Raw genomic sequence first — 26131 nt, 5'->3', positions numbered from 1 at the left:
CGTTACCTCACCAACTAGCTAATGCGCCGCGGGCCCATCTGTAAGTGATAGCGAGAAGCCATCTTTCAACTTTCCTTCATGCGAAGAAAAGTATTACCCGGCATTAGCCCCGGTTTCCCGGGGTTATTCCGGTCTTACAGGCAGGTTGCCCACGTGTTACTCACCCGTCCGCCGCTCGTTCCACGAGCTTCACCTCAGATGAGGATCCACTCGCTTCCCGCGCTCGACTTGCATGTATTAGGCACGCCGCCAGCGTTCGTCCTGAGCCAGGATCAAACTCTCCATAAAAGTTAAGTTTGACTTGCTCATTTGCACACCGAATGTGCTTGTTTTGATTCTCTTCTATTATAGAAGGGATTTCTTGACGTACTGGTTGGTTCGTTCAGTTTTCAAAGATCAAATGTTTTGTTTGCCGCTTCAAAACAGCGACTTAATAAATATATCATTTCTTGTCGTTTTCGTCAACAATTTTTTATGATTTATTTTGTTAAGCCGTTGCGGCTAGCCGCTCTCTTAACGCGACAAATAATAATATATCATGCGTAATTATTGGATGCAATAGTTTTTATGAATATTTTTCAGCTTTTAAGTTTCATAGACGAAAAGGTTGTTGGTAATCATTCACTTCCTTCCTTATTATATAGGAAGAAAAAACGTGCGGTTTTCTGCACGTTTTTAATAGCGGCCTTTACGCTTATTCATAAACTTTTTAATGATCGGGTAAACAATCGGACCATATTTAAATACTCTTTTCAATAGTCGACCCATGATGTGCACTCTCCTTATATAGTATTACTTCATCTATTCCCATTTCTTCTCCATCGCAAACAAATATATAGCCACCAACAATGTTGTGATTTTTGAACTCTTAAGTGCCATCCACTATGAAATATAAGGAAGTTCTCTAATTAGAAAGCAAAAAAGGGGTTTTCTTTTACAACCCCTTGGAATACGTTTACTTGCTTTTTTTCTGTGAACAGTGATGGAAAGTTTAAATCATCCAACTCTATGTAATCTCAACCTAATAGTGTCCCAACCCCGGGCCGCACAAGCACTTCCCCTCCCCCAAAAAATTAGCGCATGACACTTCCACCAGAAATTTTCAACGATTCTCCCACGATGTTTGTAGAAGCGTCGGACAGAAGGTACACAATGGATCGTGCGACTTCAGCCGCCTCACTCAATTTCCCAGAAGGGATTCCTTTTTCAGCAAAGACTCTTTCTTCTTCATAACTTCGTCCTCTTCGTTCTCCCTTTGCACGAATCGCTTCTTGCCCCATAGATGTATCCACATACCCAGGACACACTGCATTAACCCGTATGCCATGCTCGATCGCTTCATGAGCGAAGGACTGAGTAAAACCTGTTATAGCAAATTTCGAGGCACTATAGGCTGTTCCAGAGTGAGTACCACGTAACCCGGATAAGGAAGACAGGTTGACGATACTTCCACGTCCCTGATTTTTCATATTTTGATAGACTTCTTGTGTAAATAGCACTGTGGAGAAATAGTTCAATTCCATCACCTCACGCAAGTCCTCTTCCTTTGTTTCTTCAAGAGGGCCACCACCTATAATACCCGCAGAATTCACCAGACCAGTAACATCCCCAAGAGCCTGACGAGCTTCGGCTGAGACTTTCTTTCGATCTGCTGCTTCATTCAGGTCAGCTAATCTAATGTAAATTTGTGCTTCCCCATTTATCCTGGCACATTCCCCGCGTAATGCTGTCAATTTTCTTTCATTACGCCCTGTAATCGTGATATTACCTCCAGCACGGACGACTTCTTTTGCGGTTTCATAGCCAATACCACCTGTAGCTCCCGTGATTATAATATGCTCACCTTTTAACGCTTCTTTTGAAAGAATGTTCATTCGATTCGCCTCCTTAGCGAATACGATAACCGCTAGTTGCCTTATGTAAACATCGTCCATATAAAAAATCAGCGCCTTATCGACTGATTCTATCGTCGGGGCGCTGATTCCACGGGACGACTTCTTTTAAAAAGTCTGCCATGTTAATTCTCTTTTTGTTACTTCTCATAGCTAACCTCACCACTTCTAATGCTATTTCCGCTTGTTGTTCTGCTTACGGAAAGAGAATAGAACCTTTCCACTGCGTGTACGCTTAACGCCTTTCGCTTTTGTTTCTGCTTGGGCTTCAGGGCTGTTCTTGTAATCCTGATCGAAAAGCTCACGAGCTTTTGAGTATAGCAGAGTCATAGTGGTGACCTCCTTTTCTTTTTAGAATATAAAATGATTCCTCTTGATATTATTAGTAAAACGTCGGAAAAGCAAGATAAAATTATGTTTTATACGAATTTTTCTATAGAATCTCAACATACAAGGAATCATTGGTGTATAACGGTTTCCGCTCAGGTTGCTTTTTAAACCTATTTATGGGGATTTTTTTACTTTTTTTGCTAAACAAAGAGCATCAACCCTAAGATACACCCCCTCTAGATTATGAGGAGGAGCGTTTATATATGAAAAGAAATAGGAGATTAAATATCTCGGGTTTCACTATAATAAAGAAGCCAGGATAAAGATAAATATTAGAGATTCATCCATTGCTGCCGTGAAGAGAAAGTAAATGGATTGTTATTTGGATGATTGTTATAGCAAAGTTGACATTGTTTCAATAATTCCTCTACAAAGTTGCACTATAGAAAAAAGACGATCCATAAGCGGATCGTCTTATCTAATCTATTTAATTTTTTATTCATATACTTTAACTTCTACTGATTTACGGCCAAAGTCGATTGCATCAGAGCGATCAGCCATGAATAGGTCGATTCGGTCCCCATTGATTGCGCCACCGATATCACCAGCTACAGCTTTACCATAGCCTTCTACATGTACTTCAGAACCTAATGGAATAACATTAGGATCCACAGCGATAACTTTTTGATCAGGGTTCGCTCTCAAGTCGATACCTGTATAAGTTGTACCAGAGCACCCTTCACAGAAAGCTGTATAAGCTGTTGCTTCCATACTGAGTGTTTTTACTACCCCATCTTCTGCTGGTTGACTGGAAGTTTGTTTAGCTTCTGCCTCTGCATCGGCTGGTTCAGGGTTCTGTTCTACATTATTATTCGGTCCTTGAACAGAGAGTTCTTGTTCTGGAACGATTAAATTATCTTGAAGTCCATTCCAATCTTTCAATTGATCGACACTTACTCCGTTAGCTTGTCCGATGCTATAAAGTGTATCACCAGATTTCACAACATGCACATTATTGGAAGAAGATGTTTGAGCATTAACATTTTTACCTTCATTTATTGAAAGGACCTGCTTCGGAAAAATCACATTAGAGGATAGTCCGTTCTCATTTTTTATATCTTGCACGGATACTCCATAATCTTGAGCTATGCCCCAAAGAGTATCCCCTTTTTTAACTTTAATTTCATCTGCACTTACTGCTGTTGCTGTTACTGCCGAAACCGATGCGACCGCCGCCAAAGAAACTATTGTTTTTTTCATCATGTAAAAATTCCTCCTTGGAAAACAGCTTTCGCTCAACCGTCGGCTAAGCGCTGTCTCAAAATCATATTTCTTACTATAACACGTATATTTCTCAGCCCAATAACAGCAAGGCAACAATCACTTTTCAAACATTACATCATCTTTACTTCAATGTAATAATCCGGTGGTACCGGTTAAAAATACCTATGTATGTAAGCTGATGGATTAAATGGAAATATTCACATTACCTCTTTTGTGGCAAATGAAGATTTTCTATTTGATTTTGGTTGCTGTGCTCTTTTTTATACGATCAATCCTCATCATTTTATCAAAAGTATGATTCTGTTCTATGATGAAGATTGTTAACCGGGTTTAGGTATAATAGGAAGACCAGGTCACCCAAATATTGGAAGGCCCGGTCTTACAATAAAAGTAAATCAGGCTTCCGCTAATCATTGTAAACGTTTTCAATAAGGAGTATAGTTGGCTATAACAATAAGGTGAGGTGGTAGGTAAGATGTTAAAAGAGACGGTAAGTAATGAACGTCAACCTAAACCATTTAATGTAGAGAATATGGATGAATCCTATGTTTTGCCACAATATCGTGTCGATCTTAGAAGACTCTCAGAGAAGGAGTACAACAAGTTTATAAAACGGAATACCGTATCCGATTGGTCCCTCTTATCATGGAAAGATATCGGAAGACCTTATGAAGTCTCTAAGTACTCAAAAGAAAGGACCGATTGGGAGAAGCAAGTCAACAGAACAATGGACCCCCACACCGCCTGGACATACTTCAATAAATCCTTTCATGAATGGTTCGTTAAAGACGTACCTGAAGAAAAGACCCGTGGCAAAAGGGAATTTTTGAAAAGTCTTCAATCATTTAAACCTAAGGAAGTTAAACACGCTCTCGGGGATCTCATTAAATTACAACTGTGTAATTACGTCCATAGAATCCAGGACGGGATTTGGGACCCTCGCGGTAAAAGAGCGCTTTTTGAAGGGTTGCATCTAAAAAAACCGCGAATTCTTTTCTTGGGTGCAGCTGAAGGATATGAAGCAATGCAGCTAGGGGCGATGTATCCTGGAGCCTATATTGTAATGGTGGATTACGATGAATATTGTAAGAACACTCGTTTTGCGGAGTTTCCTGACAGTTATCCCTTCCTTGGTGAGAACCCAAACACGGGTCAATGGAAGATCACTTATAAGGAAGATTTGAATATCGAATATATAGTAGATGATATTCGCAATTTAGATTTCGGAAAAGAGTTTGATATTGTTTTATCCGTTGGTCTCCTTGAGCATTTTCCAGATGAGTATAAACATGAAGTGGCTGACTGGCACCGGCGCTTTTTGAAGGACGGAGGCTATGCAATTTTAACTACCCCAAGAAATCAGCTTCGCTCCCGTCTTTACTATAATGTTATGGCGGACGTTATGAATCACACTTATAGAGAGTTAATGACTGTTGAACAGATGGGGCTCTATATGTATGAATCAGGATTTGATATATTGCGTCATGGATACATCAAAGTCCATAATGGTCTTATTTGTCGACCGCGTTAAATGGAAATAAATGTATGACCTGGTCACCCATGATTTGGGTGACCAGGTCATACAATAAAGTCTTATTATATCTGTCATTCCTTATTCCTTATCCAGGTTGTCACAGTAAACATGCATTGCGTCCCTTAAAAATTTCGCATAGCCGTCTTTCCATTTATCTATATTCTTCGTAAAACGCGGGTCGTTGACATACATGTCCGCAAGTCCACGGAAAATCTCCGGTTTACAATCATAGAAGTAATCCGTGATATGCTGACGTTTCTTGCTGATTAGCCGTTGCACTTCTTCATTCTCAGGTCCTCGATTCATAAGAGCTACCAGTTCCTCATCGATCCTGTTTCCTTCTTCTTGAATCATCTTCCAATCATCATCTGAGTAACCAGCCGTCTTTCGTTTGGATTCTTTATATGCCGCCGTATCCCCCCAACGTTCTTCCACTTCTTTTTCGTATTTTTTCTGATGGGCTTCGATCTCCCTTTTACTAAAAGGTTTAAAACGTTCTTCGCTCCCCATTGTTTCTCCTCCTCTTATAGCTCCAAGTGTCTGATCTACAGAATGAATCAAACGCTCCAGGCGTTTTTTCTTTTCCAACAGAATTCTTCGATGTTGTTCTAAAGCTTCTTCATGATTAAACGCCGGATCATCAAGAATGCTTTTTATCTTCTGTAAGGGGAAATCCAATTCCTTAAAAAAAAGAATTTGCTGTAAGCGTGCCAGCTCTGCTTCCCCATACATTCTGTAACCACTTGCGCTCACATTGCCTGGTGACAGCAGGCCGATATGATCGTAATGGTGCAGCGTACGCACACTGACTCCCGCGATTTCTGCAACTTCCTTCACTTTATACAATGGTGATCACCTCATATATAAAGGTAATCTATCACGTAACGTCAGAGTCAATGCATTTATGTAAAAAGATATAGGGCGATTTTCGTCATTTATTGTTGTTTTTTGCTTTTGAAAGGGATTCAGTCGAACGCCGGAGAATAACAGGAGGAATAACAATTTTTAATAAGGTTGTGTTCCTATGAATATGTACTGTCAGAGCGCGTTTCATCAATTAGAAATCGTTATAGCATCCATCTCCGAAATAGTCGGTCAACTTTCCGAAAAAGATTTGGACTTGAGACCTACGGAAGGTAAATATTCTATCGGGGAACTGCTCGAGCACATCGCGACTATCCCAGCTGCTGATGGGCACATCACAGAAGGAGCTTCCAAAGAGCAAATGGAGCGCTACTATGAAACCGTATCAATGAAGACGAAAGAAGAAATCATGGATCGACTATTTGAAAACTTTTCACAATTAAAAGCACAGTTTGAAAATTACACAGAAGAGCATTTGTACACAGAAACGACGTCCTGGTGGGGCGTGACAAATACTCGTTTTGAGTGGCTCATCCAAATAGTTGCGCATATGTACCACCACCGCGGCCAACTACATGCAATGCTCGTCCACACCTATAAAAAAGACCCGGAAATACTCCTTTTCGAATAATGCTTCCATATAAAGTACAGAAGGACACCCATATTCCTGGATGTCCTTCTGTTCCGGAAACAACCATCCCTTCATGCCTATATTCAGCACGAGGGGATTATTTTAACTTGGATCATTCCAACTCTTTTTCAACTACTTCTCCATTTACCTTCTGAACTTGAAACACATAAGCATCCCTTCTTGAGCTAACACATTTCTTCACTTCCGTCCCGGCAAAGTGGATGGCTGCTCCATCATCAAGGGCATAACCCGGTCGGATGGAACCATTCTCTATGAATGAGGTATAGGCAGGACGACGATTTTCTTCTCCATCATAATGGGGACAACAACTGCCAGGGAGAAAACCGAGACAAGAAAGCGGCTCCAGCTGATCGCCATAAGAATCTGTTACTCCCTCTTCAAACCAACAAATGGCGCCTGCACTTATGCCTGCAAGGATGACTCCATTTTCCCACGCCTCATGTAAAATCTTATCAAGCCCCCACTCACGCCAGAGTACAAGTAAATTCTTTGTCGAGCCGCCGCCGACATACACAATATCCTGGTCGAGCAAAAACCTCCGTAAATCTCTTGCCGGTGGTTTAAATAAAGAGAGGTGGGTGGCTTCTGCCTTCTCTTTAAACGCTTGGTAAAAACGCTCAATATAGCTATCAGAGTCACCACTCGCTGTCGGAATAAAGCAGATTTTCGGCTTTTCCTTCTTCACTTGAGCTAGGATATAATCGTCGAGCAGTGGATTTTCCGGCTCCATCGAGAATCCGCCTCCACCCATTGCAATAATTTGTTTCACCTTTTCATGCCTCCTTTTCCTCTATTTTTCCCCAGGGAGGTTTGGATGTCCTCCTTATATGCATAAGAAAACAGCAAGGACACGAGAATTGCACCACCAATTAAATTCCCAATACTTGCAGGCACGAGATTGAAGAAAATATATTCATACCATGTGTACTTGTCTGACGCCAAAAGTCCCATACTGAAGTATCCCATGTTAGCGGCGCTGTGCTGGAAGTTCCCTGCTACAAATAGAACAACCGGAAGCATTGTTCCAAGAATTTTACCTGTCAAGTCACGAGCAGCAGTCGTTAAGAAAGCAGCCATTCCAATCAACCAGTTGGCCAAAACTCCTGACACGAGGATTTGAAACCAACCTTTCATACCATGGTCCATGAACTTCATTTTGTGCTCTAAATACATATCCAGTTCCGGGTAAAAGGATGTCGCCAATGAGCCAGATGATTGAATAAGCAATGCAACTAGAAAGGCTCCAAGGATGTTACCTATATAGGTGGACATCCAAAATTTATAAATATTCGTTTTCATAAGTCCTGTTTTATTGAATAGGTACGACGGCAACAATACATTGATTTCTGTAAAAAGGACGGCTCCTGAGATAAATACCATGGAATATCCAGCAGCAAACCCAAGTCCTGAAAGAAGGTGATAGATTCCCTTCGTTTCCACACCAATAGCAAGGAGTACAGAAAATACAGCTCCAAACGTCATGAATGACCCTGCCTTCAACGCCAATAAGAACTGAGCACTGAAAGGTTTATTCAAATGATCTCTTCCCTTTTCCCCGAATTCATCAACGATTTGGGAAGGAATATAAAACTGACGCCCAGGGGTATCTATTTTTTCACCTTGGCTTGTTGCTTTATAATCATTCTCTTCTGATTGCTTAAGACCTTCCTCATTTGCCATAACTATCCCTCCAATTGATTGCCTCATTCCCTTTTCAGTAAAACAGTAATCTCCCTGCATAACATTCATCAATTGAGAGAAGGTAAGGATAACCATTAAATAAAGCAAATGTGCCCTGTGAGACACGAAACACATAAAAGACCACTCGAGTTAAGCAGGTTTTCCTTTTGTAAGATGGAAAGAGTGGCTTAGCGCTAGAGCTGGACTTATAGAAAGTAGCTAGTGCGAATGTTTCTGTTTTTCACCTAAGATGATTGGATGTAAATTTTCCCCAACAAAAAAAGGAAAAGAGGGATCATGGATGACGAGAGAACAATTTTGTCTAGCTTGTGATGGAGATGGATTATTAATGGACGATGAAGAATGGCATTATACGTGTAAAGTTTGTGGCGGGAGTGGGTACAGGCCTCAAGAAGGTCGTGTTTATGATCGCCAACCTGCGAACGTAGATGAAATGAACAGGTATTTAGATTAAGAACGTTATATTTGACGCCTTGATATAGGTTACGCCACGGAACACCCTGTTTTACAGTGTCCATCTGGCATACCGAATCAAAAAAAACAATAAAAAGTTATTCACAAGTTAATCCTCAACTCTAGACGATAAAAAAGCGCCCGGCCCCAGTCCAGCGCTTTTTCCCCTTTTCATATTGGATAATAGACAGAGCATGTTGAAATAGAGAAATCCTTTTTAAAGGCATCAGCGACAGCCATCAACCGTGCGAAAACAAGAAGGTCTTCACCATCAGGAAAATCTTTGATGTCAATGGGTCTTATGAGACCTTTACGATTACGCTCCTCCCTTTTAATTTGGCAAAACTCCACAATATTAAAACTATATAATCAATAAAAAAGACACAGCTTCCATCAGGATGCTGTGTCTCGTAGTATTAATAATTAATGGTTCCTTCTTCTTCGACTGGTGTTTTCGGTTTACGTACGAGTGCAACAATACCTGCAATCAAGTAAGCAACACCACCGAAAATTCCAATAAAGACCGTTGCAAATGTCATCACGATGGCCGATATTATTAAAATGATCCCGGCTGCTTTTGGCTTTTTATTGCCTTTAAGGAATATTACCGCAAGGATGCCGAGCCCGATTGCAATCAAAGAAGCGATCAGAATGAACATTGCAAAAGATCCCATCATGTCCATCATTTGCCCTAAGTCAGAGGAGGTGACTTCACCTTCCATTTGCACTTCAGGGGAATTGATAAAACTTTCCATTTCCTCCCGTATCTGGGGGTTGTCTTTCGCGTTCAACATTATTCCACTTAATAAAACCGGCAATCCGAATAGGACGATTCCAATGATCGTCAATACCATTTCCACTGTTCGTTTCATAATCTATCTCCTCCTTTTTTTATGCGCCTGCCACGTCCCTCTTCGTAAAGAACACCCATGATAAAAGCATGAATAGTACATAATATACCGCTAAAACGGCAATAGAAAACCCTAGATTGATTCCAGAGAAGAACGGTGTTCCTTCGATAAACTGATTTAAATCAGTATTGGCGAACAATATATATTTCGCCCACCCTTTATCCATGAAGAACACAACGATGGAGCTACCTGCCATCATAAGGAAGATTGCTAATCCTATGGCAAGCGAAGTGTTCCTGAACACGGCTGCTATCATGAAGGCAAATGTAGCCATCATCATTAATTCTACAAAACTCAATAAATATTGGAAAACCGTAAAGGAAAAGATGTTCACACTTTTGATTTCTTCTGCCTGACTATAAACATATGTGGCAGCGAAACCATCCATTCCGAATAGGAGAGAGCCCACAATAAAGGATAAAACAAAGAGGGCAAACAGCATTGTCAACGCGTAAATTAACACGGATATATATTTAGCAAATAAAATCTTCGTACGTGAAATTGGACGGATCAACAATAGTTTAATCGTTCCCCACCGGAACTCGTTAGCGGTGATTCCAGCAGCTACGATGATGGTAAACAAACTCACCAGAGCAACAAGCCCCCGGTTTTCCCGGACGAAATCCCATACATTGTATTCTGTCGGTTTAATATCATTTTCTATTCGGTACTGATTTTCCTCTACATTCATATAGCCTGGATATTCGACATCGGGGGGACCATCAGGAGACATCAACTGTTCGTTTTGTTGTTGCAACTCTTCCTTCCAATTGTCCCCCGTCGGAGCCTCGCCTCCCGTGAAGGTTTCATCCACTTTGAAAATTACTCCAGCCCCTATAATCAAAATAACAAGGATAATCGCCATAATCCAGGTCGCCTTCTGGTTATAGAGTTTCATTTGCTCATTTTTAATCAATTTAAAAAAGTTACTCAATGGATCCCTCTCCAATCAAATCTAAAAATTTATCTTCGAGTGTCGAGCGATTAACATTCACACTGTAAATTTGTATCCCCTTCTGAACAAGGCCGGCGATGACCGTCGGAATCTTCTCCCTGTCAATTGTGAAAGTCAACCTGCCTTCTTGTATATTGACATCTTTCCCTGTCATCTCCTTCAACGCTGCAACCGTATCATCGACAGGAGTCGCTTCCATGGATACTTCCTTTTCTTCTGTTTGTTCCAGGGCATCCCTAACGGTTTGAATCGAAATCAATTCTCCATTTTTAATAATGCCGATACGGTCACACATCATTTCCATCTCTGAAAGGATATGGCTGGAAACGATGACTGCCACCCCTTCTTCTTCCGCAAGTTTCCGTATGTATGCACGGATCTCCCGGATTCCAGAAGGATCAAGTCCGTTGGTTGGTTCATCAAGAATCAATACGGACGGCTTATGTAAAAGGGCCTGAGCAATCCCAAGTCGTTGCCGCATCCCTAACGAATACTTTCCGACTTTTTCTTTGATCCGCTTTTCTAAACCGACCAGTTGGACGACCTCATGAATCCGGTCTTCTGATATTCCAGGCATCATTCTTGCATAATGGAGCAAGTTCTTCCAGCCACTCATAAACGGATACATTTCCGGATTCTCGACAATTCCCCCTACATGATGAATCGCTTTTTTAAAATCGCTATTTATACTATGACCCTTGATCATGACATCCCCTTCTGTCATCTCCATCAGGCCGACCATCATTCGAATTGTTGTCGTTTTACCAGCACCGTTCGGACCCAGAAATCCAAACACTTCCCCGCCATATATATCAAAGTTCAATCCTTTGATAATGGGGGTTTTGCCGATTGTCTTTTTCACATCTTTCAACTGCATGACAGGCTTCGACATTCTATATCCTCCTTTTTCAACTCATCTAGTTTACGTAGAAAGACCTTATTGGTTTCAGTATTTAATAAGTTTTTACAAATTCACCCTTTACGAAGCATTTCTGATGGCTCTTTGTTCAGTTAATCCTATCCTTCCCTAACAATACACTTATGGTTGAAAGATGGCCCACGATGATATGGCTTTTTGGACTATGAGACTAACCTACAATCCGATCCGTGGATACGACCCATGATCTTTGATAAAATATAGATGATAAGAAGCGTTTAGGGGGAATGATTCATGAAAATCGTATCCATCGAACCAACGCCCAGTCCGAACTCAATGAAAATCAACTTGAATGAGAAGCTGCCAGACGGTGAGACTCATAACTATAAAAAAGGCGATGACTTGAATGATGCGCCTGATTTTATTCAAAAATTGTTTGAAATTGAGGGGGTCAAAGGGTTATACCATGTCACAGATTTCATCGCATTAGAACGGAATGCCCGTGTATCTTGGGAAGAACTCCTTCCAGAGGTACGGCAAGTGTTCGGCTCAGAAGTGACAGATAACGCTGCTGGTCAAACGAAAGCGGAACCTGATGAACACTTCGGTGAAGTCCGTGTTTTCGTACAGATGTTCCGTGGATTACCTATGCAAGTAAAGCTTGAAGAAGGGGAAACAGAAGCACGTGTCGGCTTGCCTGAACGTTTCATGGAAGCGGCTATGAAAGCAGCACCAGCTTCCCCGAACATGATTATGGAGCGCAAATGGGTCGAACAGAACCCACGTTATGGAGATGCCGAAGAAATCGGTGAAGAAGTGAAAGAAGAGATTTCGGCCAGTTATGACAACGAACGACTGGAGTCCCTTGTTAAACAAGCGTTTGACCAAGACTCAGATTCTGCTGAACCCCAGCAGGAAAAGTCGAAAGTTACATTGGAAACGTTGGATGATGACGATTGGAAAGTCCGCTATGCGGCATTAGACCGAATGGATCCGACAGCCGAGGATTACCGTGTTCTGGACAAAGCTTTAGATGATGATAAAGCATCCATCCGACGTTTGGCTACTGCTTATTTAGGGATGATTGAAGAAATCGAAACACTGCCTTATCTTTACAAGGCCCTGAACGACAAGTCAGTCACCGTCCGCCGTACCGCTGGGGACTGTATTTCCGATCTCGGTTTTAAAGAAGCGATGCCGAAAATGATTGAATCACTAAAAGATTCGAATAAGCTGGTGCGATGGCGAGCTGCAATGTTCCTTTATGAACTTGGCGACGAAGCCGCTTTACCTGCCTTGAAAGAAGCGGCAGATGATCCAGAATTCGAAGTGCGTATGCAAGTCAATATGGCGATCGAACGTATTAAAGGCGGCGAAGAAGCAAAAGGGTCTGTCTGGCACCAAATGACACAGGCTACGAAAAAGAAACAACAATAGGAGGCTAACATTATGAATCCGTATGAAGCGTATATGAAAGAAATAGCTCAACCGATGCGTGACGAACTAACAAATGCAGGTTTTACTGAATTGACGACACCTGAGGAAGTGGACGCGTTTATCAGTGAGAAAAAAGGTTCCTCTCTTGTCGTGATCAACTCTGTTTGTGGGTGTGCTGCCGGACTCGCTCGCCCTTCTGCCCGTGAATCTCTAAATAACGAAAAGCGTCCAGACCATCTCGTGACTGTTTTCGCTGGCCAGGATCGTGAAGCGACCACACGCATGCGTGAGTACCTGGAAGGCTATGAACCTTCTTCCCCTTCCATGGCGCTAATGAAAGACGGTCAGGTACTTCATTTCATCCCTCGCGAAGAAATCGAAGACTATGAAGTGGAAGAAATTGTTGCGAACTTAACGAATGCTTACAATGAATACTGTTAAATATGAAAAGCGCCCCCATAGGAGAGGCGCTTTCTTCATGCTGTTTTTTCCTCTGATTTACCTTCATCAGCCTTAATAAAAATCAAGACGATCACTAAAAGCAATGCCCCCATCACTCCACTTGCAATATAACTGATATTCAAATATTCCTTCATTACAATGGACATTACTGGTGGGCCAGCTGCAACACCGATGAAACGGGAGGAACTGTAGAAAGAAGTGATTGTGCCTCGCTCCTCTTTTTCGATTCCCTCCGTAATTAGCGCATCGAGTGTTGGCAACATTGCTCCGATAGCTGTTCCAAGCACACTTGTCACTACTAAAAGCAGAATCAGCTTCTCATAGACAAAACCGACGAATATAACACTTCCGGACACCATAAGAAGGGCAATGATAAGCACCCATTTCATTACTGCCGTATCTCCTTTTATTTTTTTCCCTGTTAAAAAGGCAGCTACACATAATGTGAAAAGTGGGACTGCTAGTACGAACCCTTTTTTCACCCCTTCAATATTGTGGGTTTTCTCTAATATATCAGACATGAAAAATAACACGGCAAACAACACGAGCATTGCATATACACCTAAAAGAAAAACAGGGAAAAGCCACTTGCCTTCTTGTTTGAATATATCTTTCGTCTTCTTGATGAATTGCTTGAATGGCTGCGGTTTTTCCTTTTTCCCTTTAGGTACTTTGATAAAAAAGAAGACAAGGACAATCGAAATTAAACTGAAGAAGGAAATAGAAAAGAACGGCAAAAACCATAAAAAGGCAGCAAATAACGAACCCAGAATTGGACTGAGTACTTTGCCAAACGTGTTTGAAGTCTCTATGATCCCTAAACAGGAGCTCGCTTGCTCATCATCATCCTTATAAAGGTCCCCGACAAGCGGCAAAATAATAGGCGTCGCACCAGCAGCTCCCATCCCTTGTAAAACCCTGCCGACTGTTATCCAAATGAAAGGGTCCTCCAGCTTCCATGAAGCGAAACCAGCGATGATACCGCCGATGAACGCTAAAATCAAACTGGGAAGAATAATAATTTTTCTTCCAAAGCGATCTGACAAATACCCTGCCACCGGAATCAGAAAAATCGCCGCTAAGGAATAACTGGTGATAATAGTACTGGATTGAAAAGATGTAATCCCCACTTTTTTTTCAAAAATCGGCAAGACAGGAATCAGCATCGAATTCCCTAATGTCATGACGAGAGGAATAGAAGCCATACTGAGCAAGCACCAACGGCTGACTTTGTTCTCCACCATAATACCTCCTACGCATTCATATACGTAGAATGTCCAATTAGGCAAGAATCAATAATGTTTTACACTTTGAAATTATTGGATATCAACCGCTTCTCTTTTGAAAAACTTTAATGGGATCACCAAAAACTCCGTAAGCTTGCCCTTCATGTTTCCAGCCATATTTTTCATAGTAACCCTCAAGATCTGATGACAAGTAGAAATCCAAAAAGCCAAGCTCCGCCACCTCTTTAGAAGCATGAGCTAACAACCTGGAGCCGATTTCCCCACTGGTCCCAAAATACATGTATCGATTTTTCAAAAAGATCCGGCCGATGACCGACATTTACAATTTCCATCTCTTCCCCTCTCCCCCTCGGCAAATTAAGACTGTAATATAAAAGGCCATAACTAATGGCAAAATCAGGACCAGCATAGGCATCAAACGAATCAAGAATGTGTTGCTTTCTTCCATAACTAAAGTGGATGGACCACTATCATACATGAGAGTAAGCATCCAACCTGATCCCCACTGGACAAGTGTATAACTCAAAGTCAAGGCCAGAATAAATACGATAACTTTTTTCAAAAAAACCACCTCTGACTTCTATACGAGGTCCAAAGCCTCAAGTTTCATTTTTAAGTTTAAATGGTTTTTAAAAGGGGATAGGGGCTACAAATAGGGAAGGAGTTGGAAGAAAATGAAAAAGTGGCTGATGACCCTTGGAATTGCAACTGTATTCACCTTAGCCGGCTGTGGGGGTGGAGATGGTGGTGACATGGAAGAAGACCAAATGGAAGATCAGGAAGAAACGGATGACACAGAAAGCGATATGGGCGACGGGGATACGGGTACGGAAGATGATATGAGTGAGGACGAGAGTGATACAGAAGGTGACGATAGTTCAGGTTCTGAAGATGACATGCAAGATGACGATGCCATGGATGATGAAGAAGAGTAATCTTTTTATTGCTTCAACCCCCCGTTCCCCCTTTCTACACCTCTCCTTTTCAGAAACGAGTATTCACACTATACTCCATTTGAAAGGGAGAGGGGTTTTTTCTGTTTATTCGTGCATAATACATGGAGTTTATCCTTGCCTCCACATGGACGGTTACACCATTTTATTTGATGCGCCACTTAGGGGTACTACGGTGTTGCCGGGGGGATGGATGCACTTCTAACGCCGAAGAACAATTCGGGCAGATCACCGCCTGGGTAGGAATAGGCATACAACAGTACGGACACTCCTTTTTCGTCATAGCGTGCAGTGGGTTTTGATGAGGTTTTTTCCAACGGTTAAGTTGCCGCACAACGAGAAAAACAGCAAACAGGATAATCAGAAAACGAACCGATACCGTAATGAACAGGCCGTAGTTAATCGTTGCTGCTCCCGCTTCTTTAGCGGCAGTGATGGAAGGATAATTCACACCATCAAGACTCAGGAACATATTTTCGAAATTCATTTTCGTATACAGTACTCCAACAGGCGGCAGCAAGATGTCTGTAACCAATGAATCGATAAACCCACTGAAAGCCGCTCCCAGCACCATCCCGACTCCCATATCCACGGCGCTTCCCCTCACCGCAAACTGCTTGAACTCATGCAATAAACCCATCTGCTTCCCCCTCTCACCCTTCAACCTATGTGAGAAAGGGACAAACTATGTACTCGTAGGACATCCTCTTACCCCTGACCCGCAGATACGTGTAGAAAACTGCACTCTCCCTTGGGATAACCCATCAATATTCACACTTTTTCTACCTTCCTTAAAATCGCCGTTAAAAAGCGAGCAAGCTCTTCGACATCGGATGCCGTTTGTTCATGACCGAAAGAAATACGGATGAAAGTTTTAGCTTGTGGTTCCAACAGTCCCATTGCCAGCAGTGTCGCTGGAGGATCGGTGGATTGGACACCACAGGCACTTCCTGTAGAAAAGTGAAAACCTCGCCGATTCCCCTCAAGCATTGCCCATTGGCCCTCAATATCGGTTAAACACAAACCGATGATTGGAACGGGGTTATCAGAAACTTCACCGATTAATTCGCACGCTTTCCCTTTCATCTCTTCCAAAAATGTTTGTTTCAAACGAAGGAAGAGCTGTTGCTGATCTTCAAGACCATTCACCATTTTTTCAGCGGCTACTGTAAAACCTGCTATGCCTGGAATATTAATGGTTCCAGGACGGACACCCGACTCATGCGTGCTACCTGGAATTCTCTGCATAAAGGATAGCGCTGGTCTAACATACACGGCACCGACACCTTTTGGTCCAAACACCTTATGACTGGATACAGAGAGACTGTCCACATAAGGCGCAACTTCAGACAAATCCACTTTTCCAAAGGTCTGTACACAATCACTATGGAGTAAAATTCCCCGCTCCCGACATATGGCAGAAATACTCCTAATAGGCTGGATGGTACCAATTTCTGCGTTTACATGCTGAATCGCTACTATCGCTGTATCCTCACAAACCACCTGTTCGAAAGCCTTCATGTCGACCATCCCTTTTGTTGTCAGAGGAACTTTTGATAGGAGATACCCTTCTTTTTGATATTTTTTCATAAGATTCCTGACCGATGAATGTTCTGCATCTGTTGTGACGATATGTTTCCCCTGACTTGCATCCAGCAAAGCTTGTAACCCGATTTCGTTGCTTTCTGTACCTCCACTTGTAAAATAAACGCCTTCCTCTTCAACAAGAAGCAGTTCAGCCATTTTTCTTCTGCAGTGCTCCAATAATTGTTTTGCTTTTGAACCAGGGTCATGAAGACTGCTGCTATTGGCAAAGTAGTTGCGGGCCGCATGGACGTAAGCATTAAGAGCATCTTCGTCCAAAGGGCAGGTTGCCGCATAATCGAAATACCTTTTCATTTTCTCTCCCTCATTTCAGTCAAAACTCTTGTCAATAGTTTAATAATATGTAAACATAGGTGTCAATACACATGTATAGTTTTGGGGGTTTTGATGTCAATGAAAAAAGCGGATGTGATCATCATTGGAAGCGGCGTGGCTGCCCTACAACTTTGCAAACATCTTTGCACAGACAAAAATGTGATTCTTTTCACAAAAACATCTTTCGGTGACGGAAATTCTGCTTTGGCGCAAGGCGGAATTGCAGCTGCTATGGGCGATAAAGATCATCCCTATTTCCATTTTGTCGACACAGTCATTGCCGGAAGGTCACTAAACGACCATGCCTCAACTCTCCGAATGACTCAAGAAGCACCAGCGATTATCGAAGAACTTGCCCGAAGAGGATGTAATTTCGATCGTAGCGAAGACAACGTATTCGCACTTGGAAAAGAAGGAGCACATCACCAAAACCGAATTGTCCATGGCGGCGGTGACCAGACAGGCAAAGTGCTTATCAATCATTTGAAAGCAACAGTCCCCGACAACATTCAAGTTTTCGAATATCACTTCGTGTTCCAATTACTGTTGAACGAAAATAATTCCTGTCAGGGCGTAAGAAGTAAAGATAGACAAGGGATTATTCATGAGTGTTATGCACCCGATACTATCTTAGCGACAGGCGGGTGCGGGCAGGTATATTCCTTTACTTCTAACGCATGTTCTGTAACAGGAGACGGAATGGCACTCGCTTACCAGGCTGGTGCAACGCTTACTGACATGGAATTCATCCAATTTCATCCGACCCTTTTATACATAAACGGTCAACCAAAAGGATTGATTTCCGAAGCGGTTCGCGGCGCAGGTGCCATCCTTATCGATGGACGAAAGCAACCAATCATGGATGATATCCATCCACTCAAAGACCTGGCTCCCCGGCACATCGTTTCTCAAACCATTTTTCAAAAAAGGCAAGCCAGTCACGATGTTTATCTCGACATCCGCATGATCGACGATTTCCAGGATAAGTTCCCTGGTATTACTAACCTTTGTGTATCAAATGGAATCAACGTTGCAGAAGGACTCATCCCGGTAGTTCCCGGATGCCACTTTTCCATGGGTGGGGTGGAAACCGATACTTTAGGTCGGACAACGATTCAAGGCTTGTATGCAATCGGGGAAGTTGCATGCACGGGGGTCCATGGAGCTAATCGTCTTGCCAGCAACTCTCTGTTAGAAGGACTCGTTTATGGAAAAAGGCTCGCGCAGCATTTAAATGAAAAAGAACCTGTTCTTTTAGAGGAAGAAGAAAATAAAAGTGTGCAATTGCCTGCTTTTCCCTTTCCCCTTCCCTCCCGGAAAAGGATGCAGGAGTTAATGATGGCAAATGTCGGCATCATCCGGCATAAGGATTCCCTTTTACAACAGTTGGAATGGCTTGAATCCTATCATGTAGAACAATGGCATACCTTTGACATGAGCATGCTCACAACCGAACAAATGACAACCGTATTTATGGCGCAAACCGCCTGGTTGATTACTAAATCAGCGTTCGAGCGGGAGGAAAGTCGTGGAGGACATCACCGAAGCGATTTCCCTGAGGAACAAATGACCTGGCAAAACAGACAAATCATCCAGCAAAGAACTTTCGAAATGGGGAGATTTCATGAACCAGTTAACACGTAAGCGCAAGCTTGAGGAATTTCTTATAGAAGATATCGGTGATTATGACTGCAGCAGTGACCTTCTTTTTCCTGAAGATCAATGGGGACGCATTGTGTTCACTTCCAAGTCTGCTGGCACCTTTTGTGGAGAGCACATCATTCGAGATGGCTACCACATGCTGCATCCAGCCATTCATGTCGACCTGCACGCAGGGGATGGAGATCTCCTGTCTTCAGGAAAACCCCTGGCTACCATAGAGGGGCCTATTACTGAACTGTTAAAAGGGGAACGTGTCATTCTCAACCTGGTTCAGAGATTGAGTGGAATTGCGACCTTGACGCATGAAGCGGTTCATACCCTCGCCGATGAAAACATCCGTATTTGTGATACACGGAAAACAACACCAGGCCTCCGCGCTTTTGAAAAGTATGCAGTCCGCACTGGTGGCGGATTCAATCACCGGAACGGGTTGTATGATGCAGTAATGTTGAAAGATAATCACATCGCATTTTTCGGATCGATTAAAAAAGCGGTCGCGGCTACAAAAGACAAAATCGGCCATATGGTGAAAATTGAAGTGGAGACAGAAACAGAACTACAAGTCATGGAAGCTGTAGAGGCCGGGGTGGATTGTATTATGTTCGACAACCGTTCCCCAGCAGAAATCGAGTATTTATCCACTCTCGTTCCTGCATCGATAACAAAAGAAGCATCCGGAGGAATTACAAAGTTCACACTGCCTGATTACCGCGGGCTCAATCTAGATTATATATCACTCGGGTACTTGACCCATTCCGCTCCTGCCCTTGATTTCAGTGCACGCGTTACATCTATGAAGGAGGAAGTTCGATGAACCTTTTTGAAACAATAGAAAAAAACACATTACCTGGACGTTACCTTGAAATGTCCCCGGAAGAACTTGAGAAAATCGTCTTCACAGTAAAAAAAGAATTCGGCTCAAGATTGTTCCTTCCAGGCCATCATTATCAGAAAGATGAAGTCATCCAATTTGCTGATGCCCGTGGAGATTCTTTAAAGCTTGCGCAACTCTCTGCTTCCCAGCACGAGGCAGAAGCGATCGTTTTTTGCGGAGTACATTTTATGGCCGAAACAGCCGATATCCTGACACGTAACGATCAGCACGTCTATCTCCCTGACATGCGTGCTGGATGCTCTATGGCAGACATGGCGAACATGACGCAAACGGAAAAAGCATGGGAGAAGTTGATGGCCACTTTTGATGAAACGATCCTTCCCCTCACGTATGTGAACTCGACTGCTGCCATCAAGGCTTTTGTCGGAAAACACGGAGGCGCAACCGTCACCTCTTCGAACGCAGCCGACATGTTACAATGGGCTTTTTCCCAAAAAGAACGTATCTTGTTTTTACCAGATCAGCACCTCGGTCGTAACACCGCTTATGATTTAGGTATTCCGCTCGATCACATGGCCGTTTGGGACCCGATAATGGAAAAGCTTTTGTATGATGGTCCGTTAGAAAATGTGAAAGTGATTCTCTGGAAAGGACACTGCTCTGTTCATGAAAACTTTACAGTGGGTAATGTGGAACAAGTTCGGAAGGAGCACCCGACGATGCAAATTATTGTTCATCCTGAATGCAGTCGTGAGGTTGTTGAGCTGTCCGATCTTTCAGGATCGACGAATGCTATCATTCAAGCGATTAAACAGGCACCTCCTGGAAGCAAGTGGGCGATCGGAACCGAAATGAATCTCGTCAACCGCATCATTCAGGAACATCCAGACCAGCACATCATTTCGCTGAACCCGCGAATGTGCCCATGCCTGACGATGAACCGCATCGACCTTCCCCACCTCGCCTGGTCGCTCGAGTCATTGGCGGAGGGCGATCCTCAAAATCTAATCCGTGTAGAGGATTCTATTGCCATTGATGCCAAAAAAGCGCTCGATCGGATGCTGTCGCGGGCATGATTTTGTTTAAAGTTCCCTATCGCCGGGGGGAAAATGCCATAACTCCATTTATGTACTAAAAGAATATCCGCGCCCTCTCTAGCGAATATTAGGAATAAAGGAGGGCTTGAGTAAATGAACAAAGAACGCGCTAAAGAAATTTTCAAATCGGAAGACATGATTCATGTCATGCATGAGGATCGTGAAATTTACATCGAAGAAGTGATAGAGCGTAACGAAATGGCACGCATTCATCCGGTGGATCAGCCGAATATCGTACAAAAAGTACCGCTTTATGAGTTGAAAGAGACTGAAATCCATTAAAAATTGCCCATTCAGAATTCTTCTGGGTGGGCAATTTTTTATACAAAACACTGGACTTCTCCCCCTTTTTAGTATTTTATGGAAGAAAGGAGGAGATCACGTGGATATTATCAACAAAAAAAGAATGAAAGCTATCTGTATCGACTTCGGCATCTCAACAGTTGTTACATTAGGTGTCGAGCAGTTATTGCGTAAAAAAATTAAAAACGAAGCTTTCCATGCACTCATTACCCCGACTCTCGTCATGTGGAGCCTTGAATATGCCCAAATTCGCCGGAGCAACCAGACCGTCGGGCTTAAGCTGATGGGACTGCAAGTAGAGAGTGAAAACGGTTCATCCATAAGACCAAAGCAAATCATCAAGCGCATGGCTTACCGTGACACTATCCTCATGTTAAATTACTTAAAAAATCCAAAAAGGTTCGAAGACGGCACAAAACTTCCCCACGATCAATACGCTGGCACTATGATAAAAGAACAGGCTTGAGCATAGATGCTCAAGCCCTTTCCTTAGTTATGAATATATTTTTCAAACACATCGTCAAAATCTTTTCTCGTATTTTCCTTATACTTTTCGGTAAACCAGCCATAAGCAAAGTTAGCCGCTTCACTGAACTCCTTGGATATATCACTCTCGTGGAAACGATTATCATGGATGAGATCCTGGGCCATTGCAATGCTGTCTTTGGCAAAATTCGTTTGGCGTTGATTCTCCTCTTGAATTTGAGAAATAGCAACCAGTGATTTATACAAATCAGCAATAGCCTCTCCTTCATCTTTGGCAATATCTATGCTCATATATTGGTCGCCGATATAAAATTTAATTTCAAGATCCAAGTCGATGGTTCCTGCCGTCTCTATAGAAACATTACGGATCGGATGCTGGTAATAATCGTACCGATAAATATTTCGTTTGCTGCTTGTAGCCTTGTCTCCATCCAGATGGATGAGCGCCCGGTTCGTAAAACAATACTCATCACTTTTTGACTTGATTAAGAAATGGATCTTCTCCCCGTCCTCTGTCAATACAAAATCATCGGATTGCGCTTTATCAAAATCTTCTTTCTTGATGATTTTCCCAATATCACTTAACCCTAAAGCATCGCTGGCCATTTTTTTGAACATAGTAAAACCTCCTGAACTAGGAATCATTTCATAATTAATTTCGATAGCGAAAAATTAAACCCTTCTTATCTTGATAAAATTATTATACAACCTTCCCTCAAGAAGAACCTTATCCCGCCCATAAAGAACCCTGAGAAACTAATATTCAGCCGAATAGAAAGACCTGAGCATAAAATATGCTCAGGTCTTTTTCATTCACTTCTGAAGAGCGAGTTTCAGCTGGTTGTCACCGACTGAATAATCTTTCATTCCATCTTTTTCACCGATTGTCAGCTCTTTCACCAGAACATTCTCCCGGATCAATTGTTCATTCTGCTTAATAGCTTCCTTCACATCCGCATCGCCACCAAGTGCAATATCGACACGCAAATCGATCGGAAGGTCTTGTTGTTTACGTTCATCCTGGATGACTCTGATTACTTCACGAGCGAGACCTTCCAGACGAAGCTCTTCTGTAATCGTCGTATCAAGGACGACGTGGAAGTCCTGGTTGGATCCCATAGACAGTCCCGCATCAGCGACACGTTCAACATTAAGTAGATCCATTGTAACTTCGACTTCTCCATCTCCAGTTGGGACAACGACTTTTTCATCCTGCACGACTTTCGCTGCTTCTGCATCTGAAAGCTTCTCCAGATAACCTTTAACCACGCCTACGTTCTTACCAAGAACTGGTCCTGCAGCACGGAAGTTCAGCTTCACTTCATAGCGGACGAGATCATCCGAGGATTGTTTCACGACAACTTCTTTGACATTAATCTCATCACGGATGATGTTGCTGTATTCTTCCAGTGCCTTCCCTTGGTCCGGGTTGACTGGAATGACCACAAGCTCAGAAAGCGGCTGCTTCGTCTTAATGGATTCTGTATTACGTACACCACGGGCTAGTTCAACCACCTGGAGGACAGCATCCATATCTTTTTCAAGCTTTGTATTCACAACAGATTCATTAACATTCGGGAAGTACGCCAAGTGCACACTTTCACCTGTCAAGTTTTGGTGAATATCCTCTGCAAGGAATGGTGTGTATGGTGCCATTAACTTACTAAGCTGCGTCAACACTTCGTGAAGCGTGTGGTAAGCTGCTTTCTTAGACTCTGTCATGCCTTCTTCCCAGAAACGGTCACGAGAACGACGGATGTACCAGTTACTCACTTCGTCTACATACTTCTCAAGAGCTTTCGCCGCTTTTGTGAAGTCGTAGTCATCCAGCGCTTCTGCAACAACGCCTGTAACGCTGTTCAGGCGGGAAAGAACCCAACGGTCAAGCAGTGTCTTTTCACCTTCTTCGTTCGCATCAAAGGTGTAGCCATCGATGTTGGCATACAGCGTGTAAAAACCGTGCGTGTTCACAAGCGTGTCGATCACTTTCGATTTCGCTTCAATAACCACTCGCTCTGAGAAACGTTTATTGTTCCATGGAGCACTGTCTGCCAGAAGCGCCCAACGGAAAGCATCCGCACCAAATTTCGTCACAAGATCTGTCGGGTTCAAGGCGTTCCCTTTACTCTTGGACATCTTACGGCCTTCTTCATCAAGAATATGACCGGTAGAAAGAACGCGTTTATATGGCGCTTTTCCTGTGAACAGGGTGGAGACAGCCAGCAAGCTGTAGAACCAGCCACGTGTCTGATCGATTCCCTCACAGATCACGTCCGCCGGGAACTGCTTATCAAACTGATCTTCGTTCTCAAATGGATAATGCTGCTGGGCAAACGGCATAGAACCAGAGTCGAACCATACATCAATGACCTCAGGTACACGGTTCATCGTGCCATTACACTTTTCACATGTCATTTGTACGCGATCGACATACGGCTTGTGAAGTTCCACATCGCCGATATCGCCGATAGCTTTCTCCTGAAGATCTTCTTTACTGTGCGGTGCGTACTGATGATCACAAGAATCACACATCCATATCGGAAGTGGCGTCCCCCAGAAACGGTTACGACCGATATTCCAGTCCACCATATTCTCAAGGAAGTTACCAAAACGGCCATCTTTAATGTGGTTCGGATGCCATGTCACTTCCTGGTTATTCTTGATAAACTGATCTTTCAGTTCTGTCGTCTTAATGAACCAGCTCTCGATTGCGTAATAAAGCAATGGAGAATCACAGCGCCAGCAATGAGGATAGCTGTGTTCATATTTTTCTTTATGGAAAAGCAGCCCTTCATTCGCAAGGTATTTGACAATATCCACATCACAGTCTTTAACGAAACGACCTTCAAATGGAGCGATCTCCGCTGTGTAACGACCTTGACCGTCAACAACATTAAAGAAAGACAAGTTATTTTCTTTTACAAGATTGTAGTCATCTTCACCATAAGCAGGAGCGATATGAACAACACCCGTACCACTTTCTGCGTTAACGAAATCTGCTTCGACAACGAAGTGGCCGCGTTCAGGTTTCACAAATGGGAATGGTGCTTGATATTCCACATCTTTAAACTCATGACCTTTATGCTTGGAAACGACTTCGTACTCTTCACCAAGGTTTTTCTCCGCCAAAGCTTCGGCAACAATGTACACTTCGCCATCTTTTTTCGCTTTGATATAATCCAGTTCCGGATGAACAGCTAGCGTGACGTTTGCAGGTAGTGTCCAAGGAGTTGTCGTCCATCCTAGGAAAAATTCATTATCAGAGCCCTTGACTTTGAACTTCGCTGTTGCAGATAGATCCTTAACGTCTTCATACCCTTGTGCCACTTCGTGGGAGCTTAATGTCGTCTGACAGCTCGGGCAATATGGAGTTACGCGATGACCTTTGGACAACAAGTTGCGTTTGTGAAGGTCACTCAAGATGTACCAAACACTTTCGATGTAACGGTCCTGAAGCGTTACATATGGATCATCCATATCGAGCCAGTAGCCGATAGATTCCGTGAATTCGCGCCACTCTTTTTCATAGTTGAAGACACTTTCTTTACATTTTTCAATGAACTTCTCGACACCGTATTCTTCGATCTCTTGCTTTCCGGAAATGCCTAATTGCTTTTCCACTTCCAGTTCTACCGGCAAACCGTGTGTATCCCAGCCGCCTTTACGAAGCACTTGATAGCCCTGCATAGTTTTGTAGCGTCCGACAAAGTCCTTGATGACACGACCAAGCACATGGCCGGCGTGAGGAAGGCCGTTCGCTGTCGGTGGGCCCTCATAAAAAACAAATGTTTCTGCACCTTCGCGCTCGTTCATGGAGCGACGGAAGACATTTTCTTTATTCCAGTAATCTTTGACACGATTCTCGCGGTCTAAAGCAGCTTCTTTCGTATTGACACTTCGCATTTCTTCCACCTCTTACCCTTTTATTATTTATATAGAAAATAGAATTAGAACTAACACTCATCGGAGGAAACAATCGCCTCCACACTTAATTATATCCGGTTGTGAGGGCCAGACACTCGAGGTCATAAGTAATTCCGGTTGGGGGAAACCTCTTTCCCAACACGGCTTTACTTATGCTTGTCGTGTCTCCCAGGCCCTCTCCACACTTAATTGTATCCGGCTGCGGCTCCTAACGGCTAGTGAGACTTCCCTCGACTCCGTACGATAAGGCAACATCGGTTCGCTCTGCTCACCGTGTTTTCTTTATCTCCTTCGTCTCAGTCCAGTCCATACGCCGTTGAACAGTCGCCTCCACACTTAATTGTATCCGGTT

Annotated in this window: 27 protein-coding genes and 1 rRNA gene; 11 read left to right on the top strand and 17 right to left on the bottom strand. The window is 43.0% G+C overall.

Features of this window, described 5'->3' with window-relative positions; translation table 11 throughout:
- The 4 genes from BMZ58_RS18770 to BMZ58_RS18760 form a co-directional block, all read right to left on the bottom strand.
- Window positions 1-288, bottom strand: a 16S ribosomal RNA gene (locus tag BMZ58_RS18770); the annotation flags it as partial.
- Between the two features lie 785 nt (window positions 289-1073).
- A complete protein-coding gene (locus tag BMZ58_RS18765) occupies window positions 1074-1874 on the bottom strand; it encodes an SDR family NAD(P)-dependent oxidoreductase (RefSeq protein ID WP_075038070.1) in 801 nt (266 codons plus the stop codon).
- Window positions 1875-2066: 192 nt separating this feature from the next.
- Window positions 2067-2222: a hypothetical protein gene (locus BMZ58_RS21270; RefSeq protein ID WP_167360119.1), complete on the bottom strand. Its 156-nt coding sequence runs from the start codon at window positions 2220-2222 to the stop codon at window positions 2067-2069.
- Window positions 2223-2717: 495 nt separating this feature from the next.
- A complete protein-coding gene (locus BMZ58_RS18760; RefSeq protein ID WP_075038076.1) occupies window positions 2718-3482 on the bottom strand; it encodes a 3D domain-containing protein in 765 nt (254 codons plus the stop codon).
- A 499-nt stretch (window positions 3483-3981) separates the two neighbouring features.
- Here BMZ58_RS18760 and BMZ58_RS18755 point away from each other — a divergent pair, with 499 nt between their 5' ends.
- A complete protein-coding gene (locus BMZ58_RS18755; RefSeq protein ID WP_075038069.1) occupies window positions 3982-5037 on the top strand; it encodes a class I SAM-dependent methyltransferase in 1056 nt (351 codons plus the stop codon).
- Window positions 5038-5118: 81 nt separating this feature from the next.
- Here the strand turns inward: BMZ58_RS18755 and BMZ58_RS18750 are convergent, their stop codons facing one another.
- Window positions 5119-5877: a MerR family transcriptional regulator gene (locus tag BMZ58_RS18750; RefSeq protein WP_244151663.1), complete on the bottom strand. Its 759-nt coding sequence runs from the start codon at window positions 5875-5877 to the stop codon at window positions 5119-5121.
- A gap of 187 nt (window positions 5878-6064) precedes the next feature.
- Here BMZ58_RS18750 and BMZ58_RS18745 point away from each other — a divergent pair, with 187 nt between their 5' ends.
- Entirely contained in the window at window positions 6065-6535 is a 471-nt protein-coding gene (locus tag BMZ58_RS18745; RefSeq protein ID WP_075038067.1) for a DinB family protein, read from the top strand.
- A 112-nt stretch (window positions 6536-6647) separates the two neighbouring features.
- Here the strand turns inward: BMZ58_RS18745 and BMZ58_RS18740 are convergent, their stop codons facing one another.
- Both BMZ58_RS18740 and BMZ58_RS18735 read right to left on the bottom strand, forming a co-directional pair.
- On the bottom strand, window positions 6648-7325 hold the full coding sequence (locus tag BMZ58_RS18740) for a Type 1 glutamine amidotransferase-like domain-containing protein (protein WP_075038066.1): 678 nt from the start codon (window positions 7323-7325) through the stop codon (window positions 6648-6650).
- The gene (locus BMZ58_RS18735; protein WP_075038065.1) at window positions 7322-8236 is read right to left on the bottom strand and encodes a formate/nitrite transporter family protein; all 915 of its coding nucleotides are present in this window, start codon (window positions 8234-8236) and stop codon (window positions 7322-7324) included. Before BMZ58_RS18735 ends, BMZ58_RS18740 begins: the two co-directional genes overlap by 4 nt.
- A gap of 301 nt (window positions 8237-8537) precedes the next feature.
- On the opposite strand from BMZ58_RS18735, the gene BMZ58_RS21265 reads away from it, so the two are divergent.
- A complete protein-coding gene (locus BMZ58_RS21265) occupies window positions 8538-8711 on the top strand; it encodes a hypothetical protein (protein WP_167360118.1) in 174 nt (57 codons plus the stop codon).
- 415 nt (window positions 8712-9126) lie between these two features.
- Here the strand turns inward: BMZ58_RS21265 and BMZ58_RS18730 are convergent, their stop codons facing one another.
- Genes BMZ58_RS18730 through BMZ58_RS18720 form a run of 3 tightly spaced genes read right to left on the bottom strand, consistent with a single transcriptional unit; the run spans window position 9127 to window position 11468 of the window.
- The gene (locus BMZ58_RS18730) at window positions 9127-9582 is read right to left on the bottom strand and encodes a DUF4064 domain-containing protein (RefSeq protein ID WP_075038064.1); all 456 of its coding nucleotides are present in this window, start codon (window positions 9580-9582) and stop codon (window positions 9127-9129) included.
- 19 nt (window positions 9583-9601) lie between these two features.
- The gene (locus BMZ58_RS18725; RefSeq protein WP_075038063.1) at window positions 9602-10555 is read right to left on the bottom strand and encodes an ABC transporter permease; all 954 of its coding nucleotides are present in this window, start codon (window positions 10553-10555) and stop codon (window positions 9602-9604) included.
- On the bottom strand, window positions 10548-11468 hold the full coding sequence (locus BMZ58_RS18720) for an ABC transporter ATP-binding protein (RefSeq protein ID WP_075038062.1): 921 nt from the start codon (window positions 11466-11468) through the stop codon (window positions 10548-10550). The genes BMZ58_RS18725 and BMZ58_RS18720 overlap by 8 nt, the downstream gene beginning before the upstream one ends.
- Before the next feature lie 279 nt (window positions 11469-11747).
- Between BMZ58_RS18720 and BMZ58_RS18715 the strand changes: the two genes are divergently transcribed.
- Complete coding sequence (locus BMZ58_RS18715; RefSeq protein WP_075038061.1) at window positions 11748-12890, top strand: conserved virulence factor C family protein; 1143 nt, start codon at window positions 11748-11750, stop codon at window positions 12888-12890.
- A 12-nt stretch (window positions 12891-12902) separates the two neighbouring features.
- Complete coding sequence (locus BMZ58_RS18710) at window positions 12903-13331, top strand: BrxA/BrxB family bacilliredoxin (protein ID WP_075038060.1); 429 nt, start codon at window positions 12903-12905, stop codon at window positions 13329-13331.
- Between the two features lie 35 nt (window positions 13332-13366).
- Here the strand turns inward: BMZ58_RS18710 and BMZ58_RS18705 are convergent, their stop codons facing one another.
- The 3 genes from BMZ58_RS18705 to BMZ58_RS18695 all read right to left on the bottom strand — a co-directional run bounded on the left by BMZ58_RS18705 (window position 13367) and on the right by BMZ58_RS18695 (window position 15161).
- Window positions 13367-14596, bottom strand: coding sequence for an MFS transporter (locus BMZ58_RS18705; protein ID WP_075038059.1), 1230 nt, complete (start codon window positions 14594-14596; stop codon window positions 13367-13369).
- An 82-nt stretch (window positions 14597-14678) separates the two neighbouring features.
- Window positions 14679-14918, bottom strand: a complete 240-nt coding sequence (locus BMZ58_RS18700; RefSeq protein WP_075038058.1) for a hypothetical protein — start codon at window positions 14916-14918, stop codon at window positions 14679-14681.
- Window positions 14919-15161 (bottom strand): hypothetical protein, encoded by a 243-nt coding sequence (locus tag BMZ58_RS18695; protein WP_075038057.1) that lies wholly within the window; start codon window positions 15159-15161, stop codon window positions 14919-14921.
- Window positions 15162-15273: 112 nt separating this feature from the next.
- Here BMZ58_RS18695 and BMZ58_RS18690 point away from each other — a divergent pair, with 112 nt between their 5' ends.
- Entirely contained in the window at window positions 15274-15534 is a 261-nt protein-coding gene (locus BMZ58_RS18690; RefSeq protein WP_075038056.1) for a hypothetical protein, read from the top strand.
- Window positions 15535-15697: 163 nt separating this feature from the next.
- Here the strand turns inward: BMZ58_RS18690 and mscL are convergent, their stop codons facing one another.
- Window positions 15698-16192 (bottom strand): large conductance mechanosensitive channel protein MscL, encoded by a 495-nt coding sequence (mscL, locus tag BMZ58_RS18685; protein WP_075038055.1) that lies wholly within the window; start codon window positions 16190-16192, stop codon window positions 15698-15700.
- Between the two features lie 131 nt (window positions 16193-16323).
- Entirely contained in the window at window positions 16324-17451 is a 1128-nt protein-coding gene (locus BMZ58_RS18680) for an IscS subfamily cysteine desulfurase (RefSeq protein WP_075038054.1), read from the bottom strand.
- 93 nt (window positions 17452-17544) lie between these two features.
- On the opposite strand from BMZ58_RS18680, the gene nadB reads away from it, so the two are divergent.
- The 5 genes from nadB (at window position 17545) to BMZ58_RS18655 (ending at window position 21835) form a co-directional block, all read left to right on the top strand.
- On the top strand, window positions 17545-19116 hold the full coding sequence (nadB, locus tag BMZ58_RS18675) for an L-aspartate oxidase (protein WP_341864791.1): 1572 nt from the start codon (window positions 17545-17547) through the stop codon (window positions 19114-19116).
- Complete coding sequence (gene nadC / locus BMZ58_RS18670; RefSeq protein WP_075038053.1) at window positions 19097-19948, top strand: carboxylating nicotinate-nucleotide diphosphorylase; 852 nt, start codon at window positions 19097-19099, stop codon at window positions 19946-19948. Before nadB ends, nadC begins: the two co-directional genes overlap by 20 nt.
- Entirely contained in the window at window positions 19945-21045 is a 1101-nt protein-coding gene (gene nadA / locus BMZ58_RS18665) for a quinolinate synthase NadA (RefSeq protein ID WP_075038052.1), read from the top strand. The genes nadC and nadA overlap by 4 nt, the downstream gene beginning before the upstream one ends.
- A 114-nt stretch (window positions 21046-21159) precedes the next feature.
- Window positions 21160-21348 (top strand): H-type small acid-soluble spore protein, encoded by a 189-nt coding sequence (locus tag BMZ58_RS18660; protein WP_075038051.1) that lies wholly within the window; start codon window positions 21160-21162, stop codon window positions 21346-21348.
- Window positions 21349-21448: 100 nt separating this feature from the next.
- Window positions 21449-21835: an RDD family protein gene (locus BMZ58_RS18655; RefSeq protein ID WP_075038050.1), complete on the top strand. Its 387-nt coding sequence runs from the start codon at window positions 21449-21451 to the stop codon at window positions 21833-21835.
- 23 nt (window positions 21836-21858) lie between these two features.
- Here BMZ58_RS18655 and BMZ58_RS18650 read toward each other — a convergent pair whose 3' ends face one another.
- Both BMZ58_RS18650 and ileS read right to left on the bottom strand, forming a co-directional pair.
- Window positions 21859-22473 (bottom strand): PH domain-containing protein, encoded by a 615-nt coding sequence (locus tag BMZ58_RS18650; protein WP_075038049.1) that lies wholly within the window; start codon window positions 22471-22473, stop codon window positions 21859-21861.
- A 195-nt stretch (window positions 22474-22668) separates the two neighbouring features.
- Window positions 22669-25758, bottom strand: a complete 3090-nt coding sequence (gene ileS / locus BMZ58_RS18645) for an isoleucine--tRNA ligase (RefSeq protein ID WP_075038048.1) — start codon at window positions 25756-25758, stop codon at window positions 22669-22671.
- Window positions 25759-26131 lie beyond the last annotated feature (373 nt).

The sequence above is a fragment of the Halobacillus dabanensis genome (assembly GCF_900114165.1).
GTDB lineage: Bacteria > Bacillota > Bacilli > Bacillales > Halobacillaceae > Halobacillus > Halobacillus dabanensis.
Note: the sequence above shows the minus strand (reverse complement) of the source record. Positions and strands in the feature narration are given on the sequence as shown.